16 protein-coding genes, 4 tRNA genes and 1 pseudogene are annotated in these 21,653 nt (G+C 71.7%); 8 read left to right on the top strand and 13 right to left on the bottom strand.

The genetic code is table 11. The features are described from left to right. Positions 1–99: 99 nt before the first annotated feature. Complete coding sequence (hrpA, locus tag C4U44_RS10140; protein WP_103885374.1) at positions 100–4,071, top strand: ATP-dependent RNA helicase HrpA; 3,972 nt, start codon at positions 100–102, stop codon at positions 4,069–4,071. 46 nt (positions 4,072–4,117) lie between these two features. Further along, positions 4,118–4,192: transfer RNA gene (locus tag C4U44_RS10135), tRNA-Asp, on the top strand. A gap of 573 nt (positions 4,193–4,765) precedes the next feature. Here C4U44_RS10135 and bldC read toward each other — a convergent pair. Continuing rightward, positions 4,766–4,972: a developmental transcriptional regulator BldC gene (bldC, locus tag C4U44_RS10130; protein ID WP_003949541.1), complete on the bottom strand. Its 207-nt coding sequence runs from the start codon at positions 4,970–4,972 to the stop codon at positions 4,766–4,768. 533 nt (positions 4,973–5,505) lie between these two features. After that, a complete protein-coding gene (locus tag C4U44_RS10125; RefSeq protein ID WP_103885373.1) occupies positions 5,506–6,351 on the bottom strand; it encodes a hypothetical protein in 846 nt (281 codons plus the stop codon). 188 nt (positions 6,352–6,539) lie between these two features. Here C4U44_RS10125 and C4U44_RS10120 point away from each other — a divergent pair. Both C4U44_RS10120 and C4U44_RS10115 read left to right on the top strand, forming a co-directional pair. Further along, positions 6,540–7,695: pseudogene (locus tag C4U44_RS10120) on the top strand (Leu/Phe/Val dehydrogenase). 294 nt (positions 7,696–7,989) lie between these two features. Then, entirely contained in the window at positions 7,990–8,259 is a 270-nt protein-coding gene (locus C4U44_RS10115; protein ID WP_103885372.1) for a DUF3073 domain-containing protein, read from the top strand. Positions 8,260–8,347: 88 nt separating this feature from the next. Here C4U44_RS10115 and purM read toward each other — a convergent pair whose 3' ends face one another. The 9 genes from purM to purS form a co-directional block, all read right to left on the bottom strand. After that, positions 8,348–9,421 (bottom strand): phosphoribosylformylglycinamidine cyclo-ligase, encoded by a 1,074-nt coding sequence (purM, locus tag C4U44_RS10110; RefSeq protein ID WP_103885371.1) that lies wholly within the window; start codon positions 9,419–9,421, stop codon positions 8,348–8,350. A gap of 126 nt (positions 9,422–9,547) precedes the next feature. After that, positions 9,548–11,065: an amidophosphoribosyltransferase gene (gene purF, locus C4U44_RS10105; RefSeq protein WP_103885370.1), complete on the bottom strand. Its 1,518-nt coding sequence runs from the start codon at positions 11,063–11,065 to the stop codon at positions 9,548–9,550. A 197-nt stretch (positions 11,066–11,262) separates the two neighbouring features. Further along, positions 11,263–12,075: a sterol carrier family protein gene (locus C4U44_RS10100; protein ID WP_103885369.1), complete on the bottom strand. Its 813-nt coding sequence runs from the start codon at positions 12,073–12,075 to the stop codon at positions 11,263–11,265. A gap of 147 nt (positions 12,076–12,222) precedes the next feature. After that, positions 12,223–12,426: a DUF4177 domain-containing protein gene (locus C4U44_RS10095; RefSeq protein WP_103885368.1), complete on the bottom strand. Its 204-nt coding sequence runs from the start codon at positions 12,424–12,426 to the stop codon at positions 12,223–12,225. Between the two features lie 124 nt (positions 12,427–12,550). Further along, a complete protein-coding gene (locus C4U44_RS10090) occupies positions 12,551–13,237 on the bottom strand; it encodes an IMP cyclohydrolase (RefSeq protein ID WP_235031962.1) in 687 nt (228 codons plus the stop codon). Positions 13,238–13,298: 61 nt separating this feature from the next. Continuing rightward, positions 13,299–14,336 (bottom strand): hypothetical protein, encoded by a 1,038-nt coding sequence (locus tag C4U44_RS10085; RefSeq protein ID WP_200823201.1) that lies wholly within the window; start codon positions 14,334–14,336, stop codon positions 13,299–13,301. An 86-nt stretch (positions 14,337–14,422) separates the two neighbouring features. Beyond that, a complete protein-coding gene (purL, locus tag C4U44_RS10080; protein ID WP_103885367.1) occupies positions 14,423–16,672 on the bottom strand; it encodes a phosphoribosylformylglycinamidine synthase subunit PurL in 2,250 nt (749 codons plus the stop codon). Then, on the bottom strand, positions 16,669–17,373 hold the full coding sequence (gene purQ / locus C4U44_RS10075; protein ID WP_103885366.1) for a phosphoribosylformylglycinamidine synthase subunit PurQ: 705 nt from the start codon (positions 17,371–17,373) through the stop codon (positions 16,669–16,671). Before purQ ends, purL begins: the two co-directional genes overlap by 4 nt. Further along, a complete protein-coding gene (purS, locus tag C4U44_RS10070) occupies positions 17,370–17,615 on the bottom strand; it encodes a phosphoribosylformylglycinamidine synthase subunit PurS (RefSeq protein WP_103885365.1) in 246 nt (81 codons plus the stop codon). Before purS ends, purQ begins: the two co-directional genes overlap by 4 nt. A gap of 331 nt (positions 17,616–17,946) precedes the next feature. Between purS and C4U44_RS10065 the strand changes: the two genes are divergently transcribed. The 4 genes from C4U44_RS10065 (at position 17,947) to C4U44_RS10050 (ending at position 18,930) form a co-directional block, all read left to right on the top strand. After that, complete coding sequence (locus tag C4U44_RS10065; RefSeq protein ID WP_103885364.1) at positions 17,947–18,264, top strand: histone-like nucleoid-structuring protein Lsr2; 318 nt, start codon at positions 17,947–17,949, stop codon at positions 18,262–18,264. A gap of 207 nt (positions 18,265–18,471) precedes the next feature. Further along, positions 18,472–18,543 (top strand) — tRNA-Gly (locus tag C4U44_RS10060). Between the two features lie 65 nt (positions 18,544–18,608). Then, positions 18,609–18,684, top strand: a tRNA-Gly gene (locus tag C4U44_RS10055). 170 nt (positions 18,685–18,854) lie between these two features. Next, positions 18,855–18,930 (top strand) — tRNA-Gly (locus tag C4U44_RS10050). 60 nt (positions 18,931–18,990) lie between these two features. Here C4U44_RS10050 and C4U44_RS10045 read toward each other — a convergent pair. Both C4U44_RS10045 and C4U44_RS10040 read right to left on the bottom strand, forming a co-directional pair. Continuing rightward, positions 18,991–19,914 (bottom strand): phosphoribosylaminoimidazolesuccinocarboxamide synthase, encoded by a 924-nt coding sequence (locus C4U44_RS10045; protein WP_103885363.1) that lies wholly within the window; start codon positions 19,912–19,914, stop codon positions 18,991–18,993. Positions 19,915–19,997: 83 nt separating this feature from the next. Further along, positions 19,998–21,503, bottom strand: a complete 1,506-nt coding sequence (locus C4U44_RS10040; protein WP_103885788.1) for a N,N-dimethylformamidase beta subunit family domain-containing protein — start codon at positions 21,501–21,503, stop codon at positions 19,998–20,000. Positions 21,504–21,653: the final 150 nt, after the last annotated feature.

The raw sequence follows: 21,653 nt of genomic DNA, 5'->3' as shown, positions 1-21,653 counted from the left end.
CCGACTCCATCGGAGTCGGGCCCTGCGTCGTTGTTCGAGGCCCGCGCGCCCGAAATGCGTTCGCCGCTCCTCCCCCCCAGGTGGGATGCTGGATCGCGTATGTCTACGCAACCCTCCTCCCCTGCCGAGTTCTCCGAGCTCGCCGCGCGGCTGCCCGCGCTCTCCTCCCGTGACGAGCAGCGGCTCGGCCGGCGGCTCGAGGGTGCCCGGCGCATCCGCAAGCCGGAGGCCCGCGCCGCGGTGCTCGCCGAGATCGACACGGAGATCGCGAGGGCCGAGGCCCGGATAACCGCCCGCCGGGCGGCCGTGCCGCGGATCAGCTACCCCGAGGCGCTCCCGGTCAGCCAGAAGAAGGACGACATCCTGGCCGCGATCCGCGACCACCAGGTGGTGATCGTCGCGGGCGAGACCGGGTCGGGCAAGACCACCCAGATCCCGAAGATCTGCCTGGAGCTGGGCCGGGGCGTGCGCGGTCTGATCGGCCACACCCAGCCCCGCCGGATCGCCGCCCGCACGGTCGCCGAGCGCGTCGCGGAGGAGCTGGACACCCCGCTGGGCGAGGCGGTCGGCTGGAAGGTCCGCTTCACCGATCAGGTCAGCGACTCCACCCTGGTCAAGCTGATGACCGACGGCATCATGCTCGCCGAGATCCAGACCGACCGCGAGCTGCGCGGGTACGACACGATCATCATCGACGAGGCCCACGAGCGCAGCCTCAACATCGACTTCATCCTGGGCTACCTCGCCCAGCTGCTGCCCCGCCGCCCCGACCTCAAGGTCGTCATCACCTCGGCCACCATCGACCCGGAGCGCTTCTCCCGGCACTTCGGCGACGCCCCGATCGTCGAGGTCAGCGGGCGCACGTATCCGGTCGAGGTGCGCTACCGGCCACAACTCGACGAGAGCGCGGAGAAGGGCGCCGAGGCCGACCGGGACCAGATCACCGCGATCAGCGACGCGGTCGACGAGCTGCAGGCCGAGGGCCCCGGCGACATCCTGGTCTTCCTCTCCGGCGAGCGGGAGATCCGCGACACCGCCGACGCCCTCACCAAGCGGCAGTTGCGCGGCACCGAGGTGCTGCCGCTGTACGCGCGGCTGTCGTCCGCGGAGCAGCACCGGGTCTTCCAGCAGCACAGCGGCCGCCGCATCGTGCTGGCCACCAACGTGGCGGAGACCTCGCTGACCGTCCCGGGCATCCGCTACGTGATCGACCCGGGCACCGCGCGCATCTCCCGGTACAGCCACCGCACCAAGGTGCAGCGGCTGCCGATCGAGCCGATCAGCCAGGCCAGCGCCAACCAGCGCAAGGGCCGCTGCGGCCGTACCTCGGACGGCATCTGCATCCGGCTCTACGACGAGGACGATTTCCTGTCCCGTCCGGAGTTCACCGACGCGGAGATCCTGCGCACCAACCTCGCCTCGGTGATCCTGCAGATGACGGCCGCCGGGCTGGGCGACATCGCGAAGTTCCCGTTCATCGACCCGCCGGACAGCCGCAACATCAAGGACGGCGTCCAGCTCCTGGAGGAGCTCGGCGCGCTCGACCCGCAGCAGAAGGACCCGCGCCAGCGGCTCACCCAGACCGGCCGCAAGCTCGCCCAGCTCCCGGTCGACCCGCGGCTGGCCCGCATGGTGCTGGAGGCGGACCGCAACGGCTGCGTGCGCGAGGTGATGGTGATCGCCGCCGCGCTGTCCCTCCAGGACCCGCGCGAGCGCCCCGCCGACAAGCAGGCGCAGGCCGACCAGCAGCACGCCCGGTTCAAGGACGAGAGCAGCGACTTCCTCTCCTTCCTGCACCTGTGGACCTACCTGCGCGACCGGCAGAAGGAGCTGTCCTCCTCCGCGTTCCGCCGGATGTGCCGCTCGGAGTTCCTGAACTACCTGCGCATCCGCGAGTGGCAGGACATCTACAGCCAGCTCCGCACGGTCACCAGGTCCCTCGGCCTCACCCTGGGCCCGGAGTCGGCGAGCGAGGACGCGGTCGACCCGCAGCGGGTGCACGCCTCCCTGCTGGCCGGCCTCCTCTCCCACATCGGGCTCAAGGAAACCGAGAAGAACGAGTATCTGGGCGCGCGCAGCGCGAAGTTCGCGGTCTTCCCCGGCTCCGCCCTGTTCAAGAAGCCGCCGCGGTGGATCATGTCGGCCGAACTCGTGGAGACCTCCCGGCTGTGGGCGCGGGTGAACGCGAAGATCGAGCCGGAGTGGGTCGAGCCCCTCGCCGAGCACCTGGTCAAGCGCAGCTACAGCGAGCCGCACTGGGAGAAGGACCAGGCCGCGGTGATGGCGTACGAGAAGGTGACGCTCTACGGTGTCCCGCTGGTCGCCCAGCGCAAGGTGAACTACGGGCGGATCGACCCGGAGACCTCGCGCGAGCTGTTCATCCGCAACGCCCTGGTCGAGGGCGACTGGCGCACCCACCACCAGTTCTTCCACGACAACCGCAAACTCCTCGGCGAGGTCGAGGAGTTGGAGCACCGCGCCCGCCGCCGCGACATCCTCGTCGACGACGAGACGCTGTACGACTTCTACGACGGCAAGCTGCCCGAACACGTCGTCTCCGGCGCCCACTTCGACTCCTGGTGGAAGCACAAGCGGCGCGAGGAGCCGGAGTTGCTCAACTTCGAGCACTCCATGCTGATCAACGAGAACGCGGAGGCGGTCACCAAGGCCGACTACCCCGACTCCTGGCGGCAGGGCGGGCTGAAGTTCCGGGTGACCTACCAGTTCGAGCCGGGCGGGGACGCCGACGGCGTGACGGTGCACATCCCGCTCCAAGTGCTCAACCAGGTGGTGCCCGACGGCTTCGACTGGCAGATCCCGGGCCTGCGCGAGCAGGTCGTCACCGAGCTGATCCGCTCGCTCCCCAAGCCGATCCGCCGCCACTACGTACCGGCGCCGAACTACGCGCGGGCCTTCCTGGACCGGGTGGCGGCCGGCCCCGACCCGCTTCCCGTGGTGCTGGCCCGCGAGCTGCAGCGGATGGTCGGGGTGCCGGTCGTCCCGGAGGACTTCGATCTGGCGAAGGTGCCCGACCACCTGAAGATCACCTTCCGGGTGGTGGACGAGCGCCGCCGCAAGGTCGCCGGGCACGCGGAGGACAAGGACCTCGACGCGCTCAAGCAGCGGCTGCGGCCCAAGACGCGCGAGGCGATCACCAGGGCCTTCGAGCGGTCCTCCGATCCGGCGCTGGCCACCATGGAGCAGCGCACCGGGCTGACCGACTGGACCGTCGGGACCCTGCCGCGCACCTTCGAGACTCGGCGGTCCGGCCAGCCGGTCAAGGCGTACCCCGCGCTGGTGGACGAGGGCGCCACGGTCGCGGTGCGGCTGTTCGACACCGAGCCGGAGCAGGCCGAGGCGATGTGGCGCGGCACCCGGCGGCTGATCCTGCTGAACGTGCCGGTGAACCCGGCGAAGTTCGCCGCCGACCGGCTCTCCAACCAGCAGAAGCTCGCCCTGTCCCGCAACCCGCACGGCAGCGTGCAGGGCCTCTTCGAGGACTGCGCCACCGCGGCCGCGGACCGGCTGGTCACCGACCACGGCGGCCCCGCCTGGGACGAGGAGGGCTACCGCAAGCTGTTCGACGCGGTACGGGCCGACCTGGTCGAGCTGACCGGCCGCGCCGTCCAGCAGGTGCAGCAGGTGCTGGCCGCCTGGCACTCCTGCGAGCGGCGGCTGAAGGACACCTCCAGCCCCGTGCTCCTGGCGAACGTCCAGGACGTCAGGCAGCAGCTCGACGCGCTGGTGCACCCCGGTTTCGTCACCGCCGCGGGCCTGCGGCGGCTGCCCGACCTGATGCGCTACCTCGTGGCCGCCGACCGCCGCCTGCAGCAGATGCCGACGGGCGTCCAGCGGGACACCACGCGGATGGAGAAGGTCCGGGAGATCCAGGCGGAGTACGCCGAGCTGCTGGCCGCACAGCCCGCCGGACGGCCCGTTCCCGCCGCTGTGCGGGAGATCCGCTGGATGATCGAGGAGCTGCGGGTCAGCTACTTCGCGCACGCCCTCGGCACGGCCTTCCCCGTCTCCGACAAGCGCGTCTTCAAGGCTCTCGACGCCGCCTGGTCCTGAGTTCGACCCCACCCCCTGACCTGCTGTACAGTCTGACTCGCAGCAAGGTCCTGTGGAGCAGTTTGGAGTGCTCGCCACCCTGTCAAGGTGGAGGCCGCGGGTTCAAATCCCGTCAGGACCGCAGCAGATGGCCGTCAGCCCGCCCCCGGAGTCTCCGGGGGCGGGCTTTTCGGTGTTTCCAGGGCCATTTCGGCGTTCCCCCGGCAGCGCACCGTGCAGCGCCCGGCAGCAGCCTGCCGCGGATCGGGTAGATCAAGTCAGTCCGGGGGTAAGGGAGTTGAACACCACGCCTGCCGGCCGCCCGGCGGGCGGGCCCCACTCCAGGGACAGGAGGGGCAAGGGTGCTACCAACGGGCCGGTGGGGCGCGGCGGTTCACTACCGCATGGACGCCGCATCTCTCAAGCTCCCCACATGTGACGGGAGTCACGCCACATCGGCCGGGGAACGAGGAACTGAAGGCCCTGCGCAAGGCTCTCGATTTAATATGTGCAATGGTACCGGCCCGTAGACGTGTGACCGGGGGCACAAAAAAGAGGATCGCACCGGACCCGGCGGAGTCCGATGCGATCCTCTTACGGCTGTGCGGTGGTACGTCCTGCTGTCCGTCCTCCCCTCGGGCCTCCTGATGGGGGCAGGTGACCCTCGGACGGCGACGTATGGGGTAGGGGCCCCGTAAGCCGCCCAAAAGGACTGTCAGGCCTCGCTGCGCTGCTGCGGAATGCCCGCAAGCAGTGCACGGACCTCCGCCTCGCGGTAGCGGCGGTGCCCGCCGAGCGTGCGGATCGACGTGAGCTTGCCAGCCTTGGCCCAGCGCGTGACCGTCTTCGGGTCGACGCGGAACATGGTGGCGACCTCAGCAGGTGTTAGCAACGGCTCGGCATCAGGGGTGCGAGCGGTCATGAGCGGCCTCCTCGAGAGAACCGAACCAACGCGGTTCTTTCCTCTTAAATTCTGCACCTTGACCCACGTTGCCCGATATGGGCGGACGCGGGCCGAGTCGGTAATAGGACGAACGGCTTGTCCTCGGCACTACAACTACACCATCCGTCCAGCCGCGTCGGCCAAACCGATGGATTTGCCCTCTCAGGTGTTCAAGCTCGACGGAAGCCGATGGACCGGGCCATAGCGGACAGTCACCCCAACGTGACGATCAGTCACAGCGCGATCATCTGCCACATCCCCACCTTCGATGAGAGTCCGAGGTGGACCCGATGTCCCATTTTGGCATGACAGATGGTGATGCAGGCAAGAGTCCGGTTACGTGCTCTGCGTCACGCTTGGGCCAATAGCACCATCACCAGGGGCAGAAGGGTGCTCGGGGCAGGACCGGAGACAACACCCGACCCACGCGGAGACAACAGTCCGTCAGATCCCGGCCGCACCGCGGTCCGCGGCGGCGTGTCCGAGCCCGTCCCGGCCCGTCCCAGCGCGTCTCAGTTCGCGAACTGCAGCTCGCGTACCGCCCGCCAGCGGTCGGTCAGCCGCTCGTAGGCGGTGCCGGCCGCCTCGGAGTCGCCCTCGCGCAGCGCCGCCAACCCCTCGGCCGCGTCCGCCGCCGAGTGGTCGGCCGCCAGGGCCTCCGGGCCGATCACGTGCACCAGCCCGCCGTAGTCCAGCTCGACCAGGGAGCGCGGGTGGAACTCCTCCAGCCAGCGCCCCACGTCGACCAGCCCGTCGACCAACGGGCTCTCGTCCAAAGCCTCCTTGAGCACCCGCAGGCCCCGCGCCACCCGGCGCCGCGCCTGCACCATCGGGGTGCGGTAGCGCATCAGCGGCTGCTTGGACTCGCCCGCGCCCGCCGGTTCGTACTCCCGCTCGTCGTCGCCGACGAGGATGAACCAGCGCACCGGCACGTGCCAGGTCGCCGAACGGATCCAGGGGCGCGCGTCGGGGTTCGCCTCGCGCCACGCCTCGTGGTCGGCCGCGGCCTGCCGCCTGACCACCGGCGGCACCATCGCGTCGAGCACCGGGGCGGGCAGCTGGCCCTCCAGCTGCTCCAGCGCCATCCAGCCGCGCAGGCGGGTCCGCCACGGGCAGACGTGGGTGACCCCGCCCACTTCGGCGACGAACGCCTCGCGGCTCTCGTGCACCGGGACCACGATCGGCGGCACCGGCACCAGCCCGGCCAGGGACTGCCTCAGCTCGTCCTGCGCGCCGCGCCCGCGGCCCGCGGCCGCGTACCGGTACCAGTGGGTGCGCTCGGGCTCGGGAAAGGCCGCCAGCGGCTCGTACACCCGCAGATACGACGCGTACGGGACCTGCACCGCCGAACCGACCACACCCGCTCCCTCACCGCCGCGCCGACCGTTCGCCGGGGCGGCTCGGCCACGGCCATCGGCTTCCCGGCCCTCCGATCGTCCCACGGGACCGACCCGGCCGGAGGTGATCCCGGCCACTGCGCCCAGGGCCTACGCTGAGGCCGACGAACCCTCCGCCACCCGCGCGGGGGGCGAGACACCCGAACCCAATGGGACCACGAGCACCAAAGGACTGGGGAGTCACCACCGTGACCGACGTACGACAGACCGACACCGGCAACGGCGCCGACGTGATCGCCAAGCTGTTCCGATCGGAGCAGGGCGGACACGAGCAGGTCGTTCTGTGCCAGGACCGCCCGACCGGATTGCGGGCGGTGATCGCACTGCACTCCACCGCCCTGGGCCCCGCCCTCGGCGGCACCCGCTTCCACTCCTACGCCTCCGACGAGGAGGCCGTGGACGACGCGCTGAACCTCGCCCGCGGCATGTCCTACAAGAACGCCCTGGCCGGCCTGGACCACGGCGGCGGCAAGGCGGTCATCATCGGTGACCCCGACCTCCTCAAGACCGACGAACTGCTGCTCGCCTACGGCCGCTGCGTGGCCTCGCTGGGTGGCCGCTACGTCACCGCGTGCGACGTCGGCACGTACGTCGCCGACATGGACGTGGTCGCCCGCGAGAACCGCTGGACGACCGGCCGCTCCCCCGAGAACGGCGGCGCCGGCGACTCCTCGGTACTCACCGCCTTCGGCGTGTTCCAAGGCATGCGCGCGGCCGCCAAGGCGCAGTGGGGCGAGCCGACGCTGCGCGGGCGTCGCGGGCGTCGGCAAGGTCGGCCACCACCTCGTGGACCACCTCGTCGACGACGGCGCCGAGGTCGTGGTCACCGATGTCCGCCAGGATGCCGTCCGGCGGATCACCGCACGACACCCGGGCGTCACCTCAGCGGCCGACGCTGACGCTCTGGTGCGCCTCCCGCTGGACGTCTACGCCCCCTGCGCGCTGGGCCGCGCGCTTGACGACACGACCGTCGCCGTGCTGACCGCCACCGTGGTCTGCGGCGCCGCCAACAACCAGCTCGCCCACCCGGGTGTCGAGAAGGACCTCGCCGACCGCGGCATCCTCTACGCCCCGGACTACGTGGTCAACGCGGGCGGCGTCATCCAGGTCGCCGACGAGCTGAACGGTTTCGACTTCGACCGGGCCAAGGCGAAGGCCGCGAAGATCCACGACACCACGCTGGCCATCTTCGACCGGGCCGCCGCCGACGGGGTGCCGCCCGCGGTGGCCGCCGACCGGCTCGCCGAACAGCGGATGGCCGACCGCACCCCCGCCTCCGACTGGCTGCGCCCGAGCGTGGGTTGAGCGCCGCGGGGACCCCTCGGGCGGACCCGCCCGAGGGGTCCGGCGTGACCGATAGCACGGCCCGATAGCAAGTTCGCGCTAGAAGACGGTAAAATCGGTTCTGACCAGGAAGGACAGGGCCGCAAATGTCCCCTGTTCCGACGCGCGTCGTGCGGGCGACGTACCGTGCGGCGTCGGAAGCAGGTACCGTTGAGGCTCTACGGACCGGATCTCTCCTCGGGGGGACCGCTCCGGATTCATGAACGCGTGTCAAGACTCGGGGCCATCGAGCCCCGCCGTTGAGGGGGTCGAGCCATGGGGCGCGGCCGGGCCAAGGCCAAGCAGACGAAGGTCGCCCGCCAGCTGAAGTACAACAGCGGCGGCACGGATCTCTCACGTCTGGCCGAAGAGCTGGGCGCATCGCCGTCGATGCCGGTTAATCCGGAGCCGGTCGAGGACGATGACGACGAGTTGGACGACGATCCGTATGCGCAGTACGCGGATCTGTACAACGACGAAGACGAGGACGATGACGACGACGAACAGTCGGAGCCGTCCCCTTCGTCTCAGCGCCGTCGCGCTTGACGCCGCCGACACTCAGGCCCGGCCCGGGGTCCGCCCCGGGCCGGGTTTCGTCGTCGGCGTGATGCCTCACAGCGCGTAGCCGTCCGACTCAGGCGCCGTCGCCGTGGTCACCGACCAGTTCCACGGCCGGGGCGTCGCTTTCGCGTGCCCGGATCTCGCCGGCCACCCAGGCGTCCACGTCACGGTCGGCCAGCACCGACAGCGCCACGTCGACCGACTCCTGCGGCACCACGGCGACCATGCCGACGCCCATGTTGAGCGTCTTCTCCAGCTCGTGCCGCGGCACCCCGCCGAGCTCGCCGACCAGCCCGAACACCGGGGCCGGGGTCCAGGTGGCGCGGTCCACGGTGGCGTGCAGGTGGTCCGGGATGACCCGGGCCAGGTTGTTGGCCAGGCCGCCGCCGGTGACGTGCGAGAAGGCGTGCACCTCGGTGGTCCGGGCGAGCGCCAGGCAGTCCAGCGAGTAGATCCTGGTGGGCTCCAGCAGTTCCTCGCCGAGGGTGCGGCCGAACTCCGGCACATTCCGGTCCAGCGCCCAGCCGGCCCGGTCGAAGAGCACGTGCCGCACCAGGCTGTACCCGTTGGAGTGAAGCCCGGACGACTCGATCGCGATCACCACGTCACCCGATCGGATACGGTCCGCGCCCAGCAGCCCGTCGGCCTCGACCACGCCGGTGCCCGCGCCCGCCACGTCGAAGTCGTCGGCGGCCAGCAGCCCCGGGTGCTCGGCGGTCTCGCCGCCGACCAGCGCGCAGCCGGCCAGCACGCAGCCCTCCGCGATGCCCTTGACGATCGCCGCCACCCGTTCCGGGTGGACCTTGCCGACACAGATGTAGTCGGTCATGAACAGCGGTTCGGCGCCGCACACCACCAGGTCGTCCACGACCATGCCGACCAGGTCGTGGCCGATCGTGTCGTAGACGCCCATCCGGCGGGCGATGTCCACCTTCGTGCCGACGCCGTCGGTGGCCGAGGCGAGCAGCGGGCGCGCGTAGCGCTTGAGGGCCGAGGCGTCGAACAGCCCGGCGAAGCCACCGATCCCGCCGACCACCTCGGGGCGGGACGCCTTGCGCACCCACTCCTTCATCAGCGTGACGGCGCGGTCGCCCGCCTCGATGTCGACGCCCGCGGCTGCGTAGCTGGCACCGGTTGTCTCAGACATGGCTGGGGGAACCTTCGTGTCGGTCGTACGGTCGCCGCGGTCGGCCCGGGCCGGGACGGCCGGGGCGCGTACGCGGGTGGGGACCGCGGCGCGGGCCGTCGGCCCGCGCGGCGGAGGGGTGCGCTCTCACGGCCTGCGCAGCGCGTCGGCGGCGTCCGCACCGCCGGCCAGCTCGACCTCCAGGAGCTGCTTGCCCAGCAGTTCCGGGTCGGGCAGGTCCATCGGGTACTCGCCGTCGAAGCAGGCCCGGCACAGGTTGGGCTTGGCGATCGTGGTCGCCTCGACCATCGCGTCGAGCGAGATGTACGCCAGCGAGTCCGCGCCGAGGGACTGGCCGATCTCCTCGACGGTCATGCCGTTGGCGATCAGCTCGGCGCGGGTGGCGAAGTCGATGCCGAAGAAGCACGGCCACTTCACCGGCGGCGAGGAGATCCGCACGTGCACCTCGGCGGCGCCTGCCTCGCGGAGCATCCGCACCAGCGCGCGCTGCGTGTTGCCGCGGACGATGGAGTCGTCCACCACGACCAGCCGCTTGCCGCGGATGACCTCCTTCAGCGGGTTGAGCTTGAGCCGGATGCCCAACTGCCGGATGGTCTGGGACGGCTGGATGAAGGTCCGGCCGACGTAGGAGTTCTTCACCAGGCCCGAGCCGTAGGGGATGCCGCTGGCCTCGGCGTAGCCGACCGCGGCCGGCGTGCCGGACTCCGGGGTCGGTATCACCAGATCGGCCTCGACCGGGGCCTCCTTGGCCAGCCGGCGGCCCATCTCCACCCGGGACAGGTAGACGTTGCGGCCCGCGATGTCGGTGTCGGGGCGGGCGAGGTAGACGTACTCGAAGACGCAGCCCTTGGGGCGCGCGTCGGCGAAGCGGGAGGAGCGCAGGCCCTGCTCGTCGATCGCGATCAGCTCGCCGGGCTCGATCTCACGGACGAAGCTGGCGCCGCAGATGTCCAGCGCCGCGCTCTCCGAGGCGACCACCCAGCCGCGCTCCAGCCGGCCCAGCACCAGCGGGCGGATGCCCTGCGGGTCGCGGGCGGCGTAGAGCGTGTGCTCGTCCATATAGACGAGGCTGAAAGCACCCTTGACCTTCGGCAGCACCTGTGGTGCCGCGTCCTCGACCGAGAGCGGGGTTCCGTCAGGTCCGACCTGGCCGGCCAGCAGCGCCGTGATGAGGTCGGTGTCGTTGGTGGCGGCCACCTTCGTGGCCCGGCCGGGGCCCTGCGGCAGCGCGGCGACCATCTCGGCCAGTTCCGCGGTGTTCACGAGGTTGCCGTTGTGGCCGAGCGCGATGGAGCCGTGCGCGGTGGCGCGGAAGGTGGGCTGGGCGTTCTCCCACACGGAGGCGCCGGTGGTCGAGTACCTGGCATGGCCGACGGCGATGTGGCCGGTCAGCGAGCCGAGGGAGGTCTCGTCGAAGACCTGGGAGACCAGACCCATGTCCTTGAAGACCAGGATCTGGGAGCCGTTGCTCACTGCGATGCCCGCGGACTCCTGTCCGCGGTGCTGCAGGGCGTACAGCCCGAAGTAGGTGAGTTTGGCGACCTCTTCACCCGGGGCCCAGACACCGAAGACGCCGCAAGCGTCCTGGGGGCCCTTCTCACCGGGGAGCAGGTCGTGGCTGAGTCGTCCGTCACCACGAGGCACGTTGTCGAGTCTAGGGCAGGAATGCTGATGGACCGAACGGGCGAACACCCCTGGGACGGGTTCTACGCGCGTCGCCCCTTGTCCTGTAAGCGATGTGACGTTGCCCTTACCCGCGGGGGGCAGCGGGCGGCCGTGGTCGTTTTCCGGCCATCGCGGCGCCGGCGGTCACCGACCGTGAGCGCCGCACGCCCGCAGGGTCACCCGAGCACCGGGAGATACGGGGTGAGGTCGGCGCGCTCGCCGGAGGCCGAGACGCGGGCCGCGTCCACCTCGTCGGCGAACGTCGTGCGGCCGGTGGACAGGCGCAGCCACGTCCTGGGGTCGGTTTCGACGACGTTCGGCGGGGTGCCGCGGGTGTGGCGCGGCCCGGCCACGCACTGCACGGCCGCGTACGGGGGCACCCGCACCTCGACGGAGTTCCCGGGCGCCTTCGCGGCGAGCGCGTCGGCCAGGACGCGTACGGCGCCGGCGAGGGCGTGCCGGTCGAAGCCGACGTCCAGTCCGGTCGCCCGGGCGAGGTCGTCGCTGTGGACGACGAGTTCCACCAGCCGGGTCACCAGGAAGTCGCTCGCCCGCATCGGCCCGAACGGGCTCGGCACCAGCCGGTCGCCGCGGGTCGCCTCGGCCTCGCGGGTGGCCAGCTGCCGGGCGGCCTCGTCGAGGGCGGTCAGCGGATCGGCGGTGCGCGCCTCCTCCGCCCGGGTCGAGGCGTCCAGCTGCTCGGCGATCCCGGCGGTGGACAGCGCCCAGGTGTCCAGCCCCACCGCCTTCGCCCCGGCGGGCGGCTGCTCGGCGTCCAGCGCCGCCCCCATCGCCTCGACCTGCCGCTCGATGTGCACCACCAGCAGCCGCACATCCCAACCCGGCAGCCCCGAGGGCCACTTCCACTGCTCCCCGGTCAACCCCCGCGCGGCCACCCGCACGTGCCCCACCTGCGCGCTCAGGGCGCCCCACGTCCGCGTGGGCTCGTACGTCCGGACACGGCGGCGGCTCTCCGACGAGGTCGACATGCCCCGAGCCTAACCGCCACCCCCGCCCCACCCCACGAACCGCAGCTCAGCTCTCCGACTGCCGAACGTGCCCACGCGGCCACGCTCACCGATGCCTGGTCACCAGGACAAGGAGCGTAGCCGCGTGGGCGCGGGTCGGGCGGGAGGTCAGCCCTGGCGGGGGCGTTCGAAGGTGATCAGGAGGCCGTCGACGGCGCCGGGGCCTATCCGGCCCTTCACGTCGCCGGAGGTGATGTCCTTCAGCGCCCAGCCGTCCTCGGCGTGCTTGTTGAGGACCTTCTCCAGCTTGTCGCTGTCGAGGGCGTCCCCGATCAGCGCTTCGCGGAAGGTGATGACCTTGTACTCGTACATGCCCGAGCCTTTCGGTGGTGAGGAACGACGTGCCACGTCGTAGCTGCTGACGCGCACCGCGCGCTCCGAGGTTGCGGCGGAGGACAGCCAACCACGGCGGAGGCGGCCCCGTCAGCGGCCGCGGCTACCGGTGCCGAAGCAGCGCGCCTCCCAGCGCCCCGGGCTCGAACACCGCGACCGCCACCCGCAGTCCGGGGTCCAGCGCGTCCCAGATCTCGGCGACCAGGCCGTCCGGGCCCCCGGGAGCCGCAGCGCGCGTCACGGTCTCGACGTACGGCTCGGCGCCGGCGACCGTGCGGCCGTCGGAACGGTACGTGGTCATCAGCACCGCGTCCCCGGGAGCGAGGGCGCCGACCGCCAGGGTGAGCACGTCGGCCTCCTCCCGGCCGCGGGCACTGCGCCGGGCGGCCCCGAACCAGGCGCGCCCGGTGGGGTGGTGGACGACCGCGGTGATCCGGGGGGTGAAGATCGGCGGGTCCGGCTCGTAGGACAGCCCCGACAGCGCCGAACCCGGCCCCGCCCCGAGATCCAGCCGAGCGCCGACCTCGGCGACCTGCTCCCCGTTGCCGTACACCAGCCACTCCCCGCGCTCCCGCGCGCCCACGTAGTGCCGCAACGGGTCGCCGCCGGGGCCCTCCGTCGCGGCGACCACCAACTCGCCCTCGGCACGCCGGAGTTCGCGCGCCTGCGAGGCGCGGGTGCGGCCGGTGAGGACGTACGCGCCGCAGCACCGGCCGTCCCCGGTCCGCGCCCACACCACCCCGCGCCCCGGATAGCGGTTTCCCGCCAGAACCTCGCCCAGTGCCTGCACGCGCCCGCCCTCCTCCGGGTCCGGCGGTCAGCACCCGCCGGGATGCCCTCATCCTCCACGATCACCGCTCTCCGGGGGACCCGACCATCGCCTCGGCGGTGCGCCACACCCGGGGGACGAAGGCGCCGACCTCCGCGACCCGCCCGGGCAGGCTCCCGGCCGCGTCGACGCCCGCCAACTCCCGTGCGGCCGAACGGAAATCGGGCTCCAGCTCCGCGCCGAGCCCGGGTGCGTCGGCGGCCAGGACCGCATGGCAGCGGGCGAAGGTGGCGAGGATCCAGAACACGGCCTCGCGGTGCTCGCCGCCGTCGACCAGCGCGCGGCTGCCGTCGATCGCGACCGGCCGCGCCTCCGGCGTGAGATCGCCGCTGAAGGGGAAGCGGGTGCGCGCCACGGCCGCCGTCGCGTCGAACGTCGCGGCCAGTGCGTCGAGATGGCGCCCCACCCGCTCCGCGGAGACCTCCGCGCAGCCGAGCAGCCCCAGCAACTCCGGGTAGAGGCCGGCGTGGCCGTACTCCTCCAGCGCGACCCGCGCCGCCCGGTAGCGCAGCCGGACCGTGGGATTGCGCAGCGCCGCCACCAGGATCACGTGCGTGGTGACGGCGGCCGGGAAGAGCCAGGCGGTCAGCGCCTGGTGGAAGGGCGCCGCCGGGTCGAAGGCCTCCAGGCCCGACTCGATCCGCGTCCGCGCGTCGGCGCACCGCCTCAGCACCCACCGCGGCCGGGCGAACCGCGGCTCCACGTACGCCCGCAGCTGCGCCAGCCGGCCGGTCGGATCGTCGAGCAGCGTGTCCGTGCGGAACGACCCCGCCAGGTGGTAGGACTCCAGCACCCTCGCGGGCGGATCGAGCGCGGACCACGGCAGGGTCGTGACCTCCAGCAGCGCGCCCTCGTGGCGGATCTTCCCGAGCTTCGGCGGCGGCTGGGCCGACCCGCTCACCACCACCACGTCGATGTCCGACGTCGCGGGCAGCTCCGCGTCGTCCGGCATCCCGACCGTCGACCCGCTGACGTACGCCCCGAGGTACCCCTCCGAGCCGCGCCCGTACCGGCCCACCCACCGCGCCGCCGCACGCCGCGCCTGTCCCACCCGCACCATGACGAAGAACACTAGGGCCTCGGAAAAGGAGGGCGCCCCGGCAGCGTGGCCGGGGCGCCCTCCTTCCGTACGGGGTCAGGACCTTCTCAGGCCAGCAGCCCCGGGATCGCCGACTCGTGGGCCTCACCCAGCTCCGTCAGCGGGATGCTGAACTCGCCCTGCACCTCCAGCGCGTCGCCGTCGACCACGCCGACCCGCACCGCCGGCAGGCCGCGCGCACCGCACATGTCGGTGAAGCGCAGCTCCTCCGAGCGCGGCACGGCGACGAGCGCCCGCCCGGCCGACTCGGACAGCAGGAAGGTGAAGGCGGACAGGCCGTCGGGGACGACCAGCCGGGCACCGTGTCCGCCGCGCAGGCAGGACTCGGTGACCGCGGCGAGCAGACCGCCGTCGGACAGGTCGTGCGCGGCGTCGACCATGCCGTCGCGCGACGCGCTGATCAGGATCTCGCCGAGCAGCCGCTCCCGCTCCAGGTCCACGGCCGGCGGCAGCCCGCCGAGGTGGTCGTGCACCACCTGCGACCAGACCGACCCGCCGAACTCCTCCCGGGTCTCCCCGAGCAGGTACAGCAGGTGGCCCTCGTCACCGAAGGCCATCGGGGTGCGGCGCGCCACGTCGTCGATCACGCCGAGCACGGCGACCACCGGCGTGGGGTGGATGGCCGCCTCACCGGTCTGGTTGTAGAGGGAGACGTTGCCACCGGTCACCGGCGTACCGAGCTGCAGGCAGCCGTCGGCCAGACCGCGGACCGCCTCCACGAACTGCCACATGACGTCCGGGTCCTCGGGCGAGCCGAAGTTCAGGCAGTCCGAGATCGCCAGCGGCTTCGCGCCGGTCGCCGCCACGTTCCGGTACGCCTCCGCGAGCGCGAGCTGCGCCCCGGTGTACGGGTCGAGCTTCGTGTAGCGGCCGTTGCCGTCGGTGGCGATGGCGACCCCGAGGCCGGTCTCCTCGTTGACCCGGATCATGCCCGCGTCCTCGGGCTGGGCCAGCACGGTGTTGCCCTGCACGAACCGGTCGTACTGGTCGGTGACCCACGCCTTCGACGCGACGTTCGGCGAGGAGAGCACCCGCAGCGCCTGCGCGCGCAGCTCGTCGCCGGTGTCGGGGCGCGGCAACCGGTTGGCGTCGTCGGCCTGGAGCGCGTCCTGCCAGGAGGGACGGGCGTACGGGCGGTCGTACGTCGGGCCCTCGTGCGCGACGGTGCGCGGGTCGACGTCGACGATCTTCTCGCCGTGCCAGAAGATCTCCAGCCGGTTCCCGTCGGTGACCTCACCGACGACGGTGGCGATGACGTCCCACTTCTCGCAGATCGCGAGGAACCGCTCCACCTTCGCGGGCTCCACCACCGCGCACATCCGCTCCTGCGACTCGCTCATGAGGATCTCCTCGGGCGAGAGCGTGGAGTCGCGCAGCGGTACGTCGTCCAGCTCGACGCGCATGCCGCCAGAGCCGTTGGAGGCCAGCTCGCTGGTAGCGCAGGACAGACCCGCCGCCCCCAGGTCCTGGATGCCGACCACCAGCTTCTCGGCGAACGCCTCCAGCGTGCACTCGATCAGCAGCTTCTCCTGGAACGGGTCGCCGACCTGCACGGCGGGCCGCTTGCTCGGCTTCGTCGCGTCGAAGGTCTCCGAGGCGAGGATCGAGGCGCCGCCGATGCCGTCGCCGCCGGTCCTGGCGCCGTAGAGGATGACCTTGTTGCCGGCGCCGGACGCCTTGGCGAGGTGGATGTCCTCGTGCCGCATCACGCCGATCGCACCGGCGTTGACCAGCGGGTTGCCCTGGTAGCAGGCGTCGAAGACCAGCTCGCCGCCGATGTTCGGCAGGCCAAGGCAGTTGCCGTAGCCGCCGATGCCCGCGACCACGCCGGGCAGCACCCGCTTCGTGTCCGGGTGGTCGGCCGCGCCCATCCGCAGCGGGTCCACCACGGCGACCGGCCGCGCGCCCATCGCGATGATGTCGCGCACGATGCCGCCGACGCCGGTGGCCGCGCCCTGGTAGGGCTCGACGTACGACGGGTGGTTGTGCGACTCGACCTTGAAGGTGACCGCGTAGCCCTCGCCGACGTCGACCACGCCGGCGTTCTCACCGATGCCGACGAGCAGGGCGTCGGTCTGCGGCGCCTTCGCGCCGAACTGCTTCAGGTGCACCTTGCTCGACTTGTACGAGCAGTGCTCCGACCACATCACCGAGTACATCGCCAGCTCGGCCCCGGTCGGACGGCGGCCCAGGATCTCCCTGACCCGCTGGTACTCGTCCTCCTTGAGCCCCAGCGCCTTCCAGGGCAGCTCCACGTCCGGGGTCTGCTCGGCGTGCCCGACCGTATCCAGCGTCATGCGTCGACCAACTTCTTGAGTACTGACGTGAAGAAGCCGAGCCCGTCGGTGCGGCCGGTGCCGATCAGCGACTCGACGGCGTGCTCGGGGTGCGGCATGAGGCCCACCACGTTTCCGGCCGCGTTGGTGATCCCGGCGATGTCGCGCAGCGAGCCGTTCGGGTTGCCGTAGCCGTCCGCGGCCTCGCCCTCGACGGCGTAGCGGAAGACCACCCGGCCCTCCGCCTCCAGCTCGTCCAGGACGTGCTCGTCGGCGGTGTAGCGGCCGTCGATGTTCTTCAGCGGGATGGAGATCTCCTGGCCCGCCGCGTAGTCCGCGGTCCACGCGGTGCCGCTGGTCTCGACCCTGAGCTTCTGGTCGCGGCAGACGAAGTGGAGGTCGGTGTTGCGCAGCATCGCACCGGGCAGCAGATGCGCCTCGGTGAGCACCTGGAATCCGTTGCAGATCCCCAGCACCGGCATTCCGGCCCGGGCCTGCTCGATGATCGACCCCATCACGGGCGAGAAACGGGAGATCGCACCGGCCCGCAGATAGTCGCCGTAACTGAAGCCGCCGGGCAGAACCACCGCGTCGACCTGCTTCAGGTCCTTGTCCCGGTGCCACAGCGGGACCGCTTCCGCGCCCGCCACCCGGACCGCGCGCTGAGTGTCGCGGTCGTCGAGTGTTCCCGGAAATGTGACGACACCAATGCGTGCAGTCACGACTCCACCTTTACATTGAAGTCCTCGATCACGGTGTTGGCGAGAAAGGTTTCCGCCAACTCCCGAATACGGGCCAGCGCAGCGTCGTCGACGGGGCCGTCGACCTCCAGCTCAAAGCGCTTTCCTTGGCGGACGTCGGAGATCCCGTCGAAGCCGAGCCGGGGCAGCGCTCGCTGTACCGCCTGGCCCTGGGGGTCGAGGATCTCCGGCTTGAGCATGACGTCGACTACGACGCGTGCCACTGCTACTCCCGATGGTGTGGTGCGTGAGGTTCTCTCAGCGTACCGGGTGAGGAGATCTACGCGAGTAGATATACCCGCAACGCCACATCCGCCGCAGATCGCCGATCACGTTTGGATATCGGCTGACGAAATGCCTGGGGAACGCCCGGCGGAAAACATAGGGTCCCCGGAAGCGACGAGGCTTGCGGAGTGGATGCAGCGGGAATTAACAGCGGTAACGACTCTCTCCACCGCCACTCCATTCCCCCTTCTCGGGCGCCGGGTCGCGGCCCCGGGCAGGACCCGCCCCGTCGCGAGCCCAGGCAGCCGGCACAAGAAAGGACCGATCCCTATGGCGCAGCGCGTGCTGGTCACCCTTGCCGACGATCTCGACGGCGGCGACGCCGAGGAGACGATCGCATTCGGCGTCGACGGCCAGTGGTACGAGATCGACCTCTCGTCGAGGAACGCGGACAGGTTGCGCAAGGAACTCGCGCCCTACGTCGAGGCCGGCCGCCGCCGGACCCTCTCCGGCCACGCCTACAAGCGCACCCCGATCGCGCCCACCCCGGCCACCGTTCGCGCCTGGGCCCAGTCCAACGGCTTCGAGGTGCCCGCGCGCGGCCGCATCCCGAAGAAGGTCTACGAGGCGTTCAACAAGGCGGGTTGAGCCGTCGGGGCGCGGCGCGGCGCGACCGGCCGGGTCCGGGCGGACCGGTCGCGAGCAGTCGGGGACGGGGCGGATGTCCCGTCCGCCGGCTCTCCAACACCCGCCCGCTGACCGGCCGGTGTCGATTGGACAGCCACCCCGGGTCTTCCGCTAGTCTGAGGGCACACCGCAGGACGGGGCCGAAAAGCCCAGGTCAGCGGAGGTCAAGCGGGTGTAGCTCAGTAGTAGAGCGCCCCCCTTCCAGGGGGGAGGCGCAGTGTGCGATTCCTGTCACCCGCTCTGGTCACCTGCCACGTTCGGTCGCTGTCGGCCGATCGGGTAGAGTGGTCGAAGCAGCACCGCCTGCGGACGTGGCTCAGTTGGTAGAGCATCACCTTGCCAAGGTGAGGGTCGCGAGTTCGAATCTCGTCGTCCGCTCCAGGAGAAGGAAGGCCCCGGTCGAATCGACCGGGGCCTTCGCCGTACCCGGGTTCCTGCCTCGGGCGGCCCGGGCGGCGGCACGGGGGTCGAGGCACGGTGGCGCCACACGGCGTCGCGGCAGAACCCTTTTCCCTCTCTCCGACGCGTCGGGTAGAGTGTCTGCACGCCCTGCGGACGTGGCTCAGTTGGTAGAGCATCACCTTGCCAAGGTGAGGGTCGCGAGTTCGAATCTCGTCGTCCGCTCCAGCAGGAGGAAGGCCCCGGTCGAATCGACCGGGGCCTTCGCCGTACCCGACGCCGTCGGCGCTACGACCAGGGCAGGCCGGTCAGCCGCTCGTACGCCTCGAAGTAGCGGGCCCGGGACTGGTCGACGATCTCCTGGGGAAGCTCCGGCGGGGGCAGTTCGCCGTGCCGGTCCCACCCGGAGGCCGGCGAGGTGAGCCAGTCGCGGATGAACTGCTTGTCGTACGCGGGCTGTGCGTGGCCGGGCTCCCACGCGTCGGCGGGCCAGTAGCGGGAGGAGTCCGGGGTGAGCACCTCGTCGGCGAGCACGAGGGGCGCGCCGCCGCCGTCGGTGACGGCACCGTCGTCGTAGCCGAACTCGAACTTCGTGTCCGCCAGGATCAGGCCGCGCCCGGCGGCGATGTCGCGGGCGCGGCTGTACACCGCGAGGGTGCTCTGCCGCAGCGCCGCCGCGGTCTCGGCGCCCACCTGGTGGGCCACCTCCTCGTACGCGACGTTCTCGTCGTGCTCGCCGACCGCGGCCTTGGTCGCCGGGGTGAAGATCGGGGCGGGCAGCTCCGAGCCGTCGACCAGGCCCTCCGGCAGCGCGATCCCGCACACGGTGCGGCTGTGCTCGTACTCGACCAGGCCGGAGCCGGCGAGGTAGCCGCGGGCCACCGCCTCGACCGGCACCATCCGCAGCGAACGGCAGACCATGGTCCGGCCGGCCCAGTCCGCGGGGGCGCCCGCGGGCACGTCGGTGGAGATCACGTGGTTCGGCACCAGGTCGCTGAGCTGGTCGAACCACCACAGGGACAGCCGGGTCAGCACCTTGCCCTTGTCCGGGATCAGGGTGGGCAGCACCCAGTCGTACGCGGAGGTGCGGTCGCTGGCCACCATCACCAGCTCACCGGCGTCGTTCCGGTACAGGTCCCGCACCTTCCCGGTGTGCAGGTGGGTCAGGCCGGGCACCTGGACGGGCTCGGGCTTGTCGACGAATCCGGGCATGGGCGGGTCCTCCCCAATCGGTGGTTCGGCTCCGATTCTCGCCTACCGGGGAGGCGACGGCGCGCAAGGGCCCGCGCGGACGCTCAGTCGCGCTTGCAGATGCGGTCCAGCAGGTTCGCCGTCGCCCGCTGCACCCGCGGGTCGACGTGGCCGGGCCGGTCCAGCGCCGGCGACCAGGCGAAGGTGCCGGACGCGAAGACGTACGCCCCGCTGGGCGCGCGGTACAGCGACGTCTCCTGGTGGCACCTGCGGCCGTCGCTGCCCTCGTACGGGGAGTGCGCGAGCAGGATGCGCTCGGTCGAGTCCGGCAGCGCGACGCGCGGGAAGTAGCGGTCCGCCTCGCCCGCGACCAGCCCGGGGATCTCGGTGCCCTCGGTCGCGCCGGTGGCCTCCCACAGCCAGTGGTCGGCGTTGCGCACCACCAACGGCGCGGGCTGCGGGACCCGCCCGGCGTACTGCACCCCGAGCAGCAGCTGTTCGGGTTCGCCCTGGTCGCGCCAGAGCGCGCTGCGCCCCTTCGCCGCCTCGCCCTGGCCGCCCTCCCCCCGCCGCTTGCGGCAGGTCAGCAGCCGGTCGGCGCCACCGTCCGCGGCCGGCGCGAGGTCCACCTGCCAGTACATGGTGTTGGCGGACAGGAAGACCAGCGAGGTGCCGCCGGCCCGGGCGGCCTCGGCGGCCCTGCGCATCGGGCGGGACCAGTACTCGTCGTGCCCGGGGAAGATCAGGCCCCGGTAGCGGCTCGGGTCGATCCGGCCCGCGTGCAGGTCGCGGGCATCGGCGTAGGCGAGGTCGTAGCCGTACCGCTCGGCGAAGCGGACGAAGTCGTAGGCGTGCCCGATGTGCAGGGGCAGGCCCGCGCCCGCGTAGGGGCGGTCGAAGGCGACGGTGGTGGCCGCCTCCTCCTCGCCGAGCAGCCGTCCGTCGGAGTCCCACGCGTGGTACAGGCTGGCGCCGGTCCGGCCGTCCTCCGGGTAGAGGTTGTACGCCTGCCAGGTGATGTCGGGCAGCAGGAGCAGCAGGTCGGCGGGTTCGGCGAGGTCCCGGACGGTGAACGGCACGTGGCTGCGGTAGCCGTCGGCGGTGGTGAGCACCGCGACGTAGGCGCCGGTCTTCCAGTACGGCGGGATCTGCAACCGCCAGGACTGCCACCAGTGGTGGCAGGAGATGGTGCGGCCGGCGGCGAGCGGGGCGGGCTGCGCGATGCCGGACAGCCGGGGGCTCGCGGTGACCTGGGCGGCGCCGTCACCGCCGTAGTGGCCGATCCGGTAGACGTCGACCGTGAACTCCTGCGGCGGGTCGACGGTGATCCTGAAGTCGATCGCCTGGCCGGGCGCGGCGGCGGCCTCGGCGGCGAAGCCCTTGATCTGGCGGCGCACGTCGTCCGCGGTGCGCGGGCCCGGCAGGTGCGGCTTGCGCGGCGCCCTGCCGTTGCTGGCGGCCAGGTCGACGTACCACGGCACCACCTGGCCGTCGTCGGCCGGATACTGCGGCTCACCGCGCAGCCAGGGCAGCGGCCCCTGTCCGAAGGGGTCCGACACCCCGTGCGCGAGTGCTCCGGACTCCCACCGCCGTACTTCCCCCATGCCCATCGCCTCCGCGCGCTCCACGCTCCCGCTCCGCCTGGTGCAACGATGCGGTCTGCTCGTGCCCAGCAGATCACACAATGCACCCCGGTAGTCACGTTTCGTACGGTTTCCCTCTTCTCGGGTTGTACGGCGTCCGAGCTTCGGCGCGGCGGC

The sequence above is a fragment of the Actinacidiphila yanglinensis genome (genome assembly GCF_900107965.1).
GTDB lineage: Bacteria > Actinomycetota > Actinomycetes > Streptomycetales > Streptomycetaceae > Actinacidiphila > Actinacidiphila yanglinensis.
Note: the sequence above shows the minus strand (reverse complement) of the source record. Positions and strands in the feature narration are given on the sequence as shown.